The organism is Maribellus sediminis, assembly GCF_011799805.1.
GTDB lineage: Bacteria > Bacteroidota > Bacteroidia > Bacteroidales > Prolixibacteraceae > Draconibacterium > Draconibacterium sediminis_A.
On the sequence record NZ_WXUB01000002.1, the window covers coordinates 652996 to 667428 of the forward strand.

A 14433-nucleotide genomic window follows, 5' to 3' on the forward strand; every position below is an offset into this window, starting at 1 on the left:
TATTGATTTGAGTTACAGTTTGTATCGTTTGCCCAGAATGAGTTTATCTCCTGAGTCGTCGATTTTATAAACCTGAGGTTTACGAGGGCCATTTTCTTCGGCATGGTGAATGATAAAAAGCCGCTCGCCATCGAAAGTGGTAAAGATCATACCGTGACCTGAGTTATCGCCTTTAAAAGAATCTTCTTCCTGAACCCACGGGCCTTTTATGCTTCCCGATTCAGAGTAAGCAATACCCTGAGCATAGCGAGTATCGCCCCAGCTCGACCATAACATCCCTAATTTTCCGGTTTGTGTTTTAAACAACTGAGGTCCGTCGGTAACCCAGCCCGGCATTTTCATTCCAAAAGTAGCTTCGCCAATGCTGTTCATTTCTTTCGACCACGGAGCTTCGCTTGCCCTGAACATTGTGGTAGGCTCTGCGGTTCGGTGCGTCAAATCTGTTGATAGCGGCATGTAATCCATCGTACCGTCAATCAGTTGTGTCCACTCGTGTACAAAAACCATGTAAACGGTATCGTTCTCTTCGTAAAGCGTTCCATCGATGATGTCCCAGTCGCGTGGCCCAAGGCAAAAATCATATTCCTGAACCAGTGGTTTGTATGGGCCTTCGGGTGAGTCGGCCACCAAAAGCTGCGTTTGGTTGGTAGGCACAGTGTATCGGCGCGCAACATGTTCAATCGGGTTACCGTGGTCGTTCCAGGTTCCGGCGAGGTAATATTTATCGCCAAACTGGTGAATTTCGGCAGCAGCCACAAAATGCCCATCCATCCAGGTACCTGTGAGGTCGATTATAGAATACGGGCCTGTCCACATTTTCAGGTCTTTACTTTTATAAAGACGTCCACCTGTTCCGGTTAAATAATACGTTTGTGTTGTTTTATCAGGAAAAATAAACGGGTCGCTCATCGATATTTCATCCAGCGAAACGGTTTTTATTTCGGGCTCCGGACGAGGAGGTCTTGGCGGGCGTTGTCCTCCGGGAAGCATTGTTCCTCCGAAATTCCGTTGCCCGGCATTTGCACGGGGAGCACCCTCACCTGTGATAACCTTTGGCGCAGTGTTTTTATAATCAAGTAACGAAAGCATTCGTAAACCATAGCGTTTTCCCAGCATCCGGTAACCTTCGGCAGTAAAGTGCAGACGGTCGCCACGTTGCGGGCATCCAACCGACGGGATTACATATGCATTGGAAATTACTTCGGGCAGCGTGGCAATAATTTTATTCATACTGGCACAGGCTCCATTCTGGTCATCGCCAACCACCTCACCGGCCAGCAAAGGCACATTTTCAGCCTGAAGCCCAAGATCTGCAACCAGGTTTTCGTATACACCTTTAACTTTCTGCGTCCATAACGAATCGCCGGTGTTCGACTCTCCCTGATGCAACAAAATACCTTTAATAACACCATCTTTCTGAGCCAGTTTTGCCATTTCAACCAGGCGGCCATAAGGATTATTATCGTATGGTTTGAGCATGCCGATCATCCAACCGGGAGCAGTTTCCACATACGATTCGTAATTTTCCTTGTCGAACAATTCAATTTTGCAACCGCCAACGGCAACATTAATTACACCAACCTTAATATGTTTTGGCAGATTTTCAACCAGCGTTCTGCCAAAATAATCGGCCGGAGTTAAACCTGTACGGCACCGGCAAAGTGGCGGCACTGCTGTGTACCAGTGACCTTTTTCACGCCCTGAATCCGGACAATCAACCGCTGACATAACCTGAAACCGATCATCAATATTTAGTGAATCCTGGTGTTCCAGGCGTGCATTTCCTTCCATATTCGATTGTCCGAAACAGAGGTAAATATGGAAATTCGGATCTTGTGAAAAGGCTTGTAACTGAATCGCAAATAGTGCAACAACAATCAGTAGGCCTGTTTTTAATTTCATCGTTTGAAGTTTTTGATTTAGTTTGATAATTAGATTTCTGTCTTTTTAGTCCATTTCTGAAATCTTGTCGCTGATTCTGAAATAATCAAAATCGACATAACCGCCTGTACTTTTGGTGGCGTAGTTAAACAGCCCGAAACGGTAACCCATAAAATGTTCCATAAGTGTATATTCCATTTTTAGCGGACCGCCAATTGCTGTCCATGATTTTCCGTCGAGACTGTAGTAAAACCGGGCAATATCTTTTCTGTCGCGGAAATCGCAGTCGATTTTAAAGTACACTTCGTTTTGTGTTAACGGAAGACTTTCCATTTCAACCGGGGTATCGGTTTCGTTGCTGATCATGCAAATGAATTTCTTTCCACCAGTCATCTTCACTCCCACCTGACCATACTTTCGTTGCAAGGCGCAGAATCCGGCAAAATCGCCATCTTTCATATTCGAAGCATCCATTAAAGTGTTGGCCGAACTTACCGGGCCAAAAGTTCGCTGAGTAAGGGTGTTTCGGGCATACACAAAACTTTCGTCAACACGGCCGGTGGTCAGGCGTAAATAACCTTTTCTGTCGCGCACCGACCAAAGCTCGTTAACCGGGTTGTGATTCCACTGCCAAACCAGCGGTAGATCTGCATCCTTTTTCTTGCGATTGAATTCATCGGAGTTTACAATTCCGGGGATTAAACCTTTGCTTGCCGGCAAATCCAGCGTTTCGGGAACTTTACCATCTACACCCAAAACAGGCCAGCCGTCTTCCCATGTTACAGGCACCAGGTATGGAATACGACCTACTGATCCGTTATCACGGAAAAGAAATGAAAACCATTTTCCATCCGGCGTATCGATCAATCCGCCTTGTGCTACACCTTTATCCTGCAATGCCAGGCGGCCTTCCCAAGGACCATTAATATTATCGGCCCGGTGAATAACAACCGTACGCATACTGCCTCGTGGCCAGGTAATGTTAAACAGGTAGTATTTTCCATTTACTTTAAACAACTGCGAGCCTTCGGCAGGCAGCATAATCCTTTCGCCAGCCGGTGCACTGGAGTTCTCTATCAACACTTTTTCGGTTCCTTCCTTAACACCCGAAAAATCAGGTTCCAGTTCAGCAATCATTAATCTTCCGGCTCCCCAAATCATATAAATTTTGCCGTCGTCGTCGAAAAACAAGGTGTTGTCGTGCAAACTCGGAGAAAACTCGTGTCGTTTCCATTCGCCTTTTTCAATGTCTTTTGTTGAGAAAACATATGTTTTACCGGTTGTGCTCGAAAAGGTTGACACATAATACATGTTGTTGTGGTAACGGATAGAGCTCGCCCACGATCCTTTTCCATAGGCGCGTTTTTCGTTATCGAGATTCATGGCATCATTGTCTGCCAGCCTATCGTAAGCGTAACTCACCATCTCCCAGTTTACCAGGTCTTTCGATTTCATGATGGGCACACCCGGCACCATGTGCATGGTAGTGCTGCTCATGTAATAATTGTCGCCCACACGTATCATCGACATATCGGGTACATCGGCATAAATAATGGGATTGGTAGCTTTTTGTGCCTGGCTGGTTGAAATAACAAACAGCAGCAGAGCAATCAGTAAATAAGAATGATTCTTCATTTTATTGCGTTTTTGTTTTTATTGTTCTGTTTTTGTAATTCGCAGTGCCATATAAGGCTTGGCAGGCAGTTCAATTAAACTGTGCCCCGTAAATTTCTTTTGCAGGGGCGTAATTGTCATGTTCCAGGTGTCGATTACCTCAACCTGAAAAAAGGCATCTTTTGGTAAATCGATTACCATGCTTCGTGGTTGTGCGTCGTTTAAATAGCCGAGGTAGTATTCACCTGCCACTCCAATGCACGAAAACGGCATCCAGGTAAAAAGCGGAACGGGTTTCATTTGAGGGGGTGCCTGTTCCAGAATTCCGCGAAGGAACTTAATCCTTTCGGGACTTGTGCCCCGTAAAACACCACCTTTCGACCACCACAATACATCCGACGATTCATTTGGAAAACCAATAGGCTGTTCTGTTACATAGGTATCTCCGTGTCCTACGTATCCGCCATTGGTAACCCCCCGCCAGAATTTCAGGGTTAGTGATTCGCCAGTTAAATTTCCCCACGACCACGGAATGTTTCCTTCGTAGCGGCACTCGTCGTACACCACCGGTTTTTTAAACTTCAACCTTAACTCTTTTGCCCGGTAGGTATCTTCGTTTTGAATACTAGCATGCGTGAGTTTTGGATTGGTATGATCGTAAATTCTAACTCCGTTATGGATGCCAATGAGGCGATGAAAAGGATCGGTTGAGGCAAACTTATCAATGTAATGTTCCCAATCGTTTAATGTTTTGTCGCGCATAAAATCGTATTCGTTCGCCATGCTCCACCACACATTTTTGTATGCTGAAAACCGGGCGATAATGTATTCGATGTAGCGGTCTTCCACCTCGCGGCTTAAATGTGCAAATCCCCAGCGATCGTAAGGATGAAAAATAATAAGGTCGGCTTCAATTCCCAGCGAATCGAGCTGTACGATTCGCTTTTCGATATTTTGAAAGTAATTAGGATTAAACCGGCTGTAATCCCAGTTTTTCAGGGGTGTTCCTTCAAAGGGGTAATACAACGGTTCGTTGTTGTTCCAGTCGTAACTTTTTGGGAAAATGCACATGCGCATCTTATTGAAATAGCCTTCCGACAATGTTTTAAGTGTCAGTTCGGCTAAACTGTCGCCCTGATGCACCCAGGCGTAACAGGTTGTTCCGAATGAGTGGTGAGGAGTGCCATCGGCATAAGCAAAATAAAAAGTATCCTTAACTGCCACGGGTCCGTGGTTACTTCCGGTGGCCGGTAAACAGGAAAAACTTCCTTTTTTACGATCGAGTTTTTTTATGTTGCTGCTGGTACTATACTTCCATTCTCCCACTTTATGCGGCATAAAACGGATTCTATATATACCGTCGCCATCGTAAAAACCGGAAACGGTTACCGTATCACTCTCCCATACAAATTGTCCCGTCAATTTTACGTCCACAAAAGGATTTCCATCGGCAGGCCCTTTCAGACTTACTTCGAAGACTTTCCATTGTTCAACTTCCGGTTGTCCGAAAAGCAATACACTGTTTAGGAGAGAAAAGACAAGAAGAATGATTTTTTTGTCCATAACATTCTATTTTACTTTTTCGAAAACCATTTTATCGAGGTTAAAAGGCCCGGATTCAATAACTACTTTCAGCAGATGCTCACCGGCGTCCAGATCAATAGTTTTGTTTATTTCCTGATAGTTCTGAAATCCTCCGGTATTGGGTACTGAAATACTCCCGGTTTTATCCTTGCCATCACATTCAAGCCGCATTTTCGCCTGATCGGAATTGGTACTAACATTTAATTTCACCGTGTAGCTGGCCGATTTTTCAACATAAACCGTATAAACCAGCCATTCTCCGCCACTGGTCCAGCCCACTGCATAACCACCTTCGCAAACATCGATATCCACAGCTTCTTCCGGACGGTACTTGCCTCCCTGGTTTCTTTCTTCCGAATCGTGATACGCATCTTCGGGGCATCCGATATCGTAATCCTCGGCCTCAACTGTTCCGGGAATTGTATGTGGTTTGTAAGCCGCTTGTTCGGTTTCGCAGACTTCTTTTAATTGCCATTTAAAACGATTGTTCCCCAGATCAAAGATTGCAGCCCCCGCTCCTTCGGCCAATTCGCCATTTATTCCCAGAATTTTTCCGGGAAATTGTTGGTTTGTAATTGTAAAATAACCGCTGTGTGCATCGTGAATTTTCCATACCTGGTTTTCGTTTTTCGACAAATCAGCCAGTTTGAGTGTGTCTTCAACCGTACATTCCAATGCTTTTTCAGGATTTTCGCGGTTGAGGATTAGATAAAGTCCGTTTCCTACTTGTTCCAATTTCCACTGACTGGCAGCATCTCTTCGTGCGCTGCCAAGTTTTAATTCGGCATTGAGCAACAGCGTTCCTTTGTTATTTCCGGGTATCAGGAAGTAATGTGGCGAAGTATTAAAATTTACATAATTGTTATACTCCGGAATTTCGTCTGCAAAACTGAGCTTAAGAACATAAGCCAATTCTATAAAAGATTTTTCCGGAAGCTCCACCTCCAATCCATTTTCATTCTGCCTGTAGCTCAACGTCTTGTATGTTCCGGCTTCGTTGTCGATCAATTCAACCGATGTCAGGGAACTTAAATCAATCCGACCGGAAGCCAAAGCCCCGAGCAGGACATTCTTCTGTCCTTCATCCCAGCCTAAAAGAATGGCATAAAGTGTAGAATTGTCCTTCGAGCGTGTGTAGCGGATATCGGCAGCAGTTCCGGCAGCCGGTTCCATAAATACGCCATGATCGGCCCCCATTTTTGTAGGTCCTTCGCCATATTTGTCCCAAGCGCGGGTTGCATAAACTGCTTCGCCATACTTTTTAAGCCAATTGCCCATTGCATGCAAAATATCTTTTTGCTCCTGCGGGATTGTACCATCAGCTTTGGGAGAAAGGTTCAGTAATAAATTGCCATTTTTACTGATCCGGTCTAAAAAACCATGCAGAACTTGTTTTTCGGAATAGTAACCAATTCCTTCGGTGTAACACCAACTCGACGAACTAATGGCATCGTCGGTTAACCAGTAGTTATCGGTAATATCAACCGGGCCTCCTCGTTCGTAATCGAGCACTGCACATTTTGTGTTCAAGCCATCTTTGTAAGTAGCTACCACTTCTTTATCCCAGCTGTTGGCCTGGTTGTAATAATAGGCCAGAAACTGCAAAAGCACAGGTTGCGAAATTTTGTGAAGGTTAAAATCCTGCCAGATAATATCGGGCCGGTAATCATCAATAATCTCTTTGTGTTTGGCCAGCCAGAGTTCTTCGTTTTTTTCTTTACCCTGCTGACCGTAGAGAATCTTCAGTTCCGGATCTTCCATTTCAGGAACATGATCGTAAAACCCCGTAATGTTGTAGGCATGATGCATCGACAGGATCACTTTCATGTTTTGTTCGCGGATGGCATCGGTTAGTAAGCCTACCAAATCGAGCTGCGGACCTTTGTCTTTGGCATTCCATGGATTTACCTTGCTGGCCCACATCGAAAATCCGTCGTGGTGCTCGGCTACCGGACCGGCAAATTTTGCACCTGCGTCGGCAAAAAGCTGTGCCCATTCCTGCGGGTCGAAACTGCCACCTTCCGATTTCAGTTTAGGTTCGAACTTTACAAAATTCCCCTGTTTGTCGTTGGCTCCGGTAATGAAATTATTGTATGGCCAGCTTGCAGGATCTCCATAAACCTGCTTGTGGTGTCGATTTTCAGAAGTTCCGTCAATATACATGTTGCGCGGATACCACTCGTTGGCAAAGGCCGGAACGGTGTAAACGCCCCAATGGAAGTAAATCCCAAACTTGGCATCTTTAAACCATTCAGGAACCGGATTGGCTTGCTCCAGCGATTCAAAATTGTTCTCGTAAGGCGTTTTGTCTTGCGTTTGTTCGGAACAACTTATCAGTATTGCAATGAATACTAACAATACGGGAATGTTACTCCATTTCATAGTTACCGTTTATATTGGTTTAGTTTTTTTCAGCACGTAACAAGCGAACGACATACACAGCGCCAGCCGTATTTCCGGGAAGCGCTTCAAACTTTATTCTCACACTGCTTTTGCCTTCAACCATCGAACTGGGGATCGGATACACGATATCCTGTAAGGCTGAAATCTCCCAACGCCTGGTATTGTCTTCGGTTACCAGTTTTTCATCGTCGATATAAATATTGAATTTGCGGCCTCCCCACTCTGCTCCCCAGTAACGCACGAACAAACTCAGGTTCGTTTCGGAGTTGGTTGCCAAATCATAACTGAAATAACCTCCGCCAAAAGCCTCGCGGTAGAATTCGTTTTGGTTATTTCCCGATCTTGATCGTTCCTGTTGCATGGCATGGTCGGTTTCAGGCTGTTGTTCGCCGGTGGCTACATAATCAACGGTTCTTTTTTCGATGGCCAGTTTTGCCTGTTCGTTAGCTGCAAGCGAGTCCACATAAGCCTGATAGCCATCGTTGGTTAAAGCCAGCCAGTACATCATGTACCTCGAATCGTGAATCTGGCTGAACGGCTCAAGCGTCAAATCCATTGGATTCACCATCTTCACATTCAGCTTAAAATGAAGCGGATTCCCCTCAATCGGCTCCAGTTTGTCGCCCAGGTTCTCCATATCGTCTTCCACCAGGATCGGTGCTTTATCAACCGGCAAATATTCGCCACTCGAATATTGTCCCCAGCGGCCATCGTCAGCAATCAATCCCCTTAAATCTTCGGTTCCGGTTTGTGCTCCCAGCAAAATTGGCCCGTGCATAAAAGCAATGTATTCGGGCACATTTGGTAAATGCTCGATGGTACTTTGCATAGGCAATTCAATTACCACCTTATCGCCCTTTTTCCATGTTCGGTTAATATTGATGTAAGACGAAGGACGTTCGGTATATTCAACCGCTTCGCCATTTACCTTAATTTTTAGTGCTCCTTCTTTTACCCAAGCCGGGTATCTTACTTTTAAATTGAAGTCTGAATTACCTTTTGTAATGGTGAGTTTTGTTTGTTCTGAATAAGGAAACGTTGTTTCCTGTTTTAGCTGAATGTCTTTTTCTTTCCAGTTGAGTTCCGAAGCCACAAACAAATTCAGGTACAAGTCATCATCAGCATGGGTGTAAATAAAACGGTTGTACTGCCCGTGGTTTTCCATTCCGGTTCCTACGCAACACCACATGGCCTCGTTTGGCGCCGAATAAACACGGTAATGTCGTGGCCGCGCCGGAGTAAAATAAACATAGCCACCGTGCTCGGGATGTTGTGATGAAAGAATATGGTTGAACATCGTACGTTCGTAATAATCAGCATATTTGGCCTCGGGATAAACACGGAATAAATCTTCAGTAAGTTTGAGCATGTTATACGAGTTACAGGACTCAGGCCCGTCGTTTACATGTACAAAATCGATACACGAACTTTCGCTTGGAAAGTGCTCTCGGCGGCTGTTTCCTCCAAATGCCAGCGAACGGTTTTGGGTAATGGTTTCCCATGAAAAGCGTGCTGCCTCCAGGTATTGCTCATCATCAGCAAGCTCGGCAATGCGCTCGAAACCAATAAATTTGGGGATCTGCGTATTTGCATGCTGGTTATCAAGGTTGTCGATATCGTGCGACAAGGGCTCCAAAAATTTTCGATGCGAATAACGTTTTGCGGCAGTCAGGTATTTTTCATCACCGGTAATCTGGTAGGCATCCGCGTAAACTTCGTTCATGCCACCGTGTTCCATACCCAGCATTGTTTCCATCTGCTCGTCCGACAAATCTGCTGTCAGATCGATTCCCCAGTCGCAAAACTTCAGAAACAGGTCTTTGGCCTCTTCACTTTCGCCATAAAGCCATGCATCGCGCAAACCGGCATACATTTTATGCAGGTTGTAAAAAGGCGCCCACGAACCAAAATACACTCCAAAATCGCCTTTTTTGAACGTTGACCAAAGTTTGGCGCTATTCGGGAAACCGCCGACATAACCAATACCCCATTCGGGGTTATTTACCGCATTGGCTTCCTGGCATTCTTTTAATTCTTTCAACATATAATCCATCCGGCGCTTGCACTCTTTGTTACCTGTTGCGGCGTAGTTCATTGCCATAGCCGATAGGTAATGACCGCCAACATGGCCGTCTAATCCGTCCCAGTTCGGATAGGTTGGTTTGCGAGGTTCCAACCCGGCTTCCTTACGGTATGGTGCCAGAAAACGATCTACATCGTATTGTAACAAAACTTCTATATTCAGGTCGCGCGCTTTTTTAAACGGGCCATCAAGCAGTTGAACGTCGCTTAATGGAAATTCGTTTGGGTACAATTTATTTTGTGCGCCGGAATACATGCTCGCGGCAAGAACAAAAGTAGTAATCAGAGAAAGATAAATAAGTTTATTCATAGTAAGTTTATTAAATTCAGTTGGTTATGATATTGAATTCGGCATAGCAGATGTTATTGTTTCCTTCGGTATTTTTTAGTGCGCGTAGCTTAATGTAACGGGCTTTTGCGGGCTCGAAGTTTTTAGCTTGCCACAATGGATTGTTTTTAATATTGGAGAACTCACCTTCACTAACCAGTTTCCATTTTTTATTGTCGGATGAAACAAAGAATTGGTAATCTGTAATAATACCCGGGCCCCATAAAGTTTGGTCGGGGAAATACCTGAACCCGGTGAGTTCAAGATCATCGCCAAGATCGATAACCAGATCAGAAGGTAATTTGATTTGGCGAGGCTGGTGCCATGCAGTCGCCTGGTTACCATCGAGAATGGCGTAGGCTTTTTCGTCGTCAGTACTGATTATTTTCCAGTTTTTACGCGAAAGGTCAAACTCTTCTGTTGTTGCGGTGCTGCTTTTTCCCGATGATGCTTCAAAGGCAATAGCGCTTACTTTTATTTTTCCTTCAGTTTGAATTGGCTCCTTGTATTTTGTTGAGTTACTGTCGGGTGTTGTACCATCGAGTGTATAATAGATTTCCGATTCGGTATCGGCAGGAATAATGCTGACTGTGCCCGACTGATCCCGAATAATAGTTGGTGGTGTCAGAATTTGTGGCGCATCGTAAACTCCAATGTTTGAAATTAACGGACAAGCTTTAGAATCGGTTATGTTTAAACGAAGTTTTGTTGCCTTAACCGTTGGGAAACGAAGAATACGTTTGTAGCCAATTGTGGTTTGCTTATCCAGTTCTTTCCACTCGCCATCAACCAGCGCCTCTATGGTAAACGACTTAACCCGTTGTCCCAAACGAATGTATTCCTGGGCCATAAAGCGATTAAAGGTTTTTGCTTCGCCAAAATCGATGGTCAGCGAGGCTGTTTTTACCTCATCATCGGTAGTCCAGTATGTATTTTTATCGGAATCGATAGCATTTTCTGCTCCAAATTTACGGCTTTTACCACGTACATTAGAGGCTTCAGCTTTGGCATTTTTAACCAGGTTTTCATCGAATACTTCTTTTACGGCTTCAGCAAGATCAAGTGCTGCTTTTTCATCACGTTCATCGATTAATCCATTTGGTCTGATTGGAAAATTCAGTAAAAAAGTAGCGTTCCGTCCAATTGACTTGTAATAGGTATCCATCAATTGTGGCAAGGTTTTTACTTTGGTGTCCTCGCTGGGGTGATAAAACCATTCGGGGCGAATGGAAGTATTTACTTCGCCCGGCACCCAGGCATTTCCGTTTTCCACACCATAATGTAACATCTCGAAAGGCACCTCGCCTGTACTATCCAGCAAACTCCAGTTGGTTTCGCCAATCCAGCCGCCTTCTGTACCAACCCAACGCAGGTCGGCACGGTCGCCACCGTCGTTCCAGATTACAATGTTTGGTTGTAATTCTCGAATCATTTTATAGGTTGGTTGCCAGTCGTAGTATGTAGTACGGTCGATTTTACGGTTTTCATTGGCTCCACCATAATAGCCGGTACCACCGTTGGCTCCATCAAACCAAATTTCAAAAATATCACCATAATTGGTCAGTACTTCTTTTATTTGATTTCTGAAAATGGTAATGTATTCAGGCTTTCCGTATTCCGGATTATTTCTATCCCATGGCGATACATAAATACCCAATTTGAGTCCGTATTCTTCGCAGGCATCGGCCAGTTCCTGAATCACATCACCTTTGCCATCTTTCCATGGCGCATTTTTTACTGAATACTCCGTTGTTTCTGTTGGCCACAAACAAAATCCGCAGTGGTGTTTGGCAGTAACAATAATACCTTTCATTCCGGCTTCTTTGCAAATACGCGCCCACTGGCGGGTATCCAGTTTTTCGGGATTAAAAAGGCTTACGTCTTCATCTCCAAATCCCCACGACTGGTCGGTGTAGGTATTCAACGAAAAATGGATAAAAGCATAGTATTCCATTTCCTGCCAGCGCATCTGGTTTTCGGATGGCGTTGGGCCGATGGGTGCCGGTGGTTGAACCTTGTTGCAGCTATAGTTTATGAAACTAATGAGCACGATAATTCCAAATAATAAGAATCTGTTCATTGTATTTACTTTTTATTCAACTATTTTTTATCGACTTATTTATCAATCTAATACAAGTGCATCTATTGCTATTTTCCCATTGCCACTATGGATAATTTTGACAGTATGATTATCCTCAGTAAGGTCAGTTTTTTCAAAGACTATTTGTTGGGGCATTCGTTCTCCTGTAATCGACAAATCAATTCTTGCCCGGCTTATCCCGTCAATCTGAATCTCCATTTTACCGGCTCCTGTTTCTTTTGGAGAAATGACGGCAATATAGCTTCCAGTAAAAGAACAACTCCAAACATTACCAGTCGTTTCGCTAATGGTTAGGTCATTGTTATAATCGCCTGTTTCGAGGTTGCAAACACGAAACCAACCAGGAGCTGATACACGCGGATCATCATCATTGAACCAGCCTTTATCGTGTGTAATGCGTAAAACACGACTTTGCGTTGCAAGTAACTCATTTTCAATATTCGGCAATGGCTGTACTTTACCTTCGGGTACTATTGTCAACCCGTTTTCATCCTGAGTGAAATTCATTGTTACATCAGCACCAAGCATTTCAACTTTGGTGACTTTACCCAATGTGTGTCCTCCGGTGCTAAGCGCATTAATGGTAATTGTACTGTCCTTCCAATCTAAAACAGTTGCATAAACATAGCCATTGTTCCGTGTGAATCTGACGCTGCTTTCTGTACACAACTCAAAAGGACGGGATCCGTAAACGGCTTCGCCATTAACTTTCAACCATGCGCCAACGTCCTTTGCTATACGAATTACTTCAGGATCAAGATCACCGCGACCATGCTGGGTGAGATTCAGCAGCATCGTACCATTCCGTGAAACATTCTCCATCAGCAATTCAACTATTTCTTTTGCATCCATGTATTCTTGTCCTGTTTGGTAGTGCCATTCGGCAATGCTGGTTTCGGTTTGAAATGGATAAGCCATGATTTCAGGCTCAATAACTTTCTCGGTACTTTTAACAAGGGCACGGTCAACAAATGGCAATAGGTCAGGATTGTTTTGAAAGCTGTTATAACGCCCTCCCACTCCTTTAAGGTTAATAACTACATCCATTTTCCCATTATTCCATTGCAGTGATTTATTATAGTAATTTGCGATTAATTGAGGTGCAAGAAATCCCAATCCCATTTGTACGCCTAAATCTACCTGCGAATCACCGGCATGTTCATCGAAATAAATCATGTCCGGATGATATTTGCTGATTGCATCATCAATTCGCCACATAAACTGGTTAGCAAACGGCGAATGCAAGGGATCATTTTTATCATGAGCCGGACCGTAAAGGCCAACCGGATCCAAGCCTTCCCACCAAAGACCTTTACCATCGGCTATGGTGTGAAGCGCATCGTATGAAACACCTTCCATAGTACCACTTCTGTCACTGGTGTAACGTACCGTCATAAACTGTCCCCATGTTCGCCCCGGCGTGTTATGAAAACCAATACCAAAGCGTAAACCATGTTGACGGGCAATTTTTTCCCAAGTTCCGACAATGTCAACCTTTGGACCAACATTTACCGAATTCCAAGGTTGGTATTTTGAATCGTAACAATCAAAATTATCATGATGTACGCCCATTGCCATAAAATAACGAGCGCCCATTTCAACATATAAATCCATTAAGGCTTCAGGATTCCATTTATCAATAATCCAATTCCTGCAGATTTCTTTATATCCATATTCTGATGGATGCCCAAAATTTTCAACATGAAAGTTGTATTGTCTGTTGCCCTGCATATACATTCCACGTGCATACCAGTCACCTTGTTCAGGCATCGACTGCGGATCCCAATGAGACCATGCTCCAAATTTTGCTTCACGCCACCAGGCTGGTACAGTGTACTTGCGACTTATACCTTCCCAGTCGGCAGGATAGTCGCCTTCGGCCACTGACAATGCCGGAAGATTCCATATATCCGGCGGCGGACCTAAATCTCCAACACCTACGACAATATGGTCAAGGTTTACTTCTACATCGTTGGAGTTAATACGAACAGACAATGTTGAATTTTCCGGAATTGCAATGTCGATTATAGCATAAATGTAATAACCCGTAAAAGCCCCTGATGAATGAACGTTCACCTTTCGTTCAGGTTGGTTATTAACCGAAACGCTAATTGTGCCAACTTTAACTGATGCATATCGGATAGCCAGTTTGTTTGCAGCCGGAAATTCCGATAACTCAATACCATCACCCGGCTTATTTAACCGTACAATCTGACCTCCCGAAGCAGCTTCGTCTAAACCTTTCGTTGTCCCTCCGACAAATACTGCATTTTCTGCTTCAATGATTTGTTTCTCAGCAGAATTGGCATAAATTGAAGAATATAACAAAAGAAAGAACCCAACAGTAAGTACTATGCTTTTCACCAAATGGCCTGGGTAAGACCTTTCGGTTTGTTTAAAAAGCAGTTTGTTAATTTTCATACTTAGGTTCATACTGTTT

General features: G+C 44.1%; 7 protein-coding genes. All 7 read right to left on the reverse strand.

All coding sequences use genetic code 11. From position 1 onward, the window contains the following. Positions 1 to 12: 12 nt before the first annotated feature. From HFD85_RS09060 to HFD85_RS09090, 7 genes are read right to left on the reverse strand one after another with little or no spacing between them, the layout of a single operon-like run. Positions 13 to 1902 carry a sialate O-acetylesterase gene (locus HFD85_RS09060; RefSeq protein ID WP_167608000.1) on the reverse strand — a complete coding sequence of 630 codons (1890 nt, stop codon included), beginning with the start codon at positions 1900 to 1902 and terminating at the stop codon, positions 13 to 15. Positions 1903 to 1947: 45 nt separating this feature from the next. Next, positions 1948 to 3516, reverse strand: a complete 1569-nt coding sequence (locus HFD85_RS09065; RefSeq protein WP_167608003.1) for a glycoside hydrolase family 43 protein — start codon at positions 3514 to 3516, stop codon at positions 1948 to 1950. Positions 3517 to 3534: 18 nt separating this feature from the next. After that, on the reverse strand, positions 3535 to 5058 hold the full coding sequence (locus HFD85_RS09070; protein ID WP_167608006.1) for a DUF5605 domain-containing protein: 1524 nt from the start codon (positions 5056 to 5058) through the stop codon (positions 3535 to 3537). A gap of 6 nt (positions 5059 to 5064) precedes the next feature. Further along, positions 5065 to 7461, reverse strand: a complete 2397-nt coding sequence (locus HFD85_RS09075; RefSeq protein ID WP_167608009.1) for an alpha-L-fucosidase — start codon at positions 7459 to 7461, stop codon at positions 5065 to 5067. 19 nt (positions 7462 to 7480) lie between these two features. Continuing rightward, complete coding sequence (locus HFD85_RS09080; protein ID WP_167608011.1) at positions 7481 to 9874, reverse strand: glycoside hydrolase family 127 protein; 2394 nt, start codon at positions 9872 to 9874, stop codon at positions 7481 to 7483. 16 nt (positions 9875 to 9890) lie between these two features. Beyond that, entirely contained in the window at positions 9891 to 11972 is a 2082-nt protein-coding gene (locus HFD85_RS09085) for a discoidin domain-containing protein (protein WP_167608014.1), read from the reverse strand. A gap of 42 nt (positions 11973 to 12014) precedes the next feature. Next, on the reverse strand, positions 12015 to 14414 hold the full coding sequence (locus HFD85_RS09090; RefSeq protein ID WP_167608017.1) for an alpha-L-fucosidase: 2400 nt from the start codon (positions 14412 to 14414) through the stop codon (positions 12015 to 12017). Positions 14415 to 14433 lie beyond the last annotated feature (19 nt).

Excerpts from the sequence above, each read along its gene's own strand:
- HFD85_RS09080 (WP_167608011.1), bottom strand. The coding sequence starts at position 9,874 with ATGAATAAACTTATTTATCTTTCTCTGATTACTACTTTTGTTCTTGCC.
- HFD85_RS09085 (WP_167608014.1), bottom strand. The coding sequence starts at position 11,972 with ATGAACAGATTCTTATTATTTGGAATTATCGTGCTCATTAGTTTCATA.
- HFD85_RS09065 (WP_167608003.1), bottom strand. The coding sequence starts at position 3,516 with ATGAAGAATCATTCTTATTTACTGATTGCTCTGCTGCTGTTTGTTATT.
- HFD85_RS09060 (WP_167608000.1), bottom strand. The coding sequence starts at position 1,902 with ATGAAATTAAAAACAGGCCTACTGATTGTTGTTGCACTATTTGCGATT.
- HFD85_RS09090 (WP_167608017.1), bottom strand. The coding sequence starts at position 14,414 with ATGAAAATTAACAAACTGCTTTTTAAACAAACCGAAAGGTCTTACCCA.
- HFD85_RS09075 (WP_167608009.1), bottom strand. The coding sequence starts at position 7,461 with ATGAAATGGAGTAACATTCCCGTATTGTTAGTATTCATTGCAATACTG.
- HFD85_RS09070 (WP_167608006.1), bottom strand. The coding sequence starts at position 5,058 with ATGGACAAAAAAATCATTCTTCTTGTCTTTTCTCTCCTAAACAGTGTA.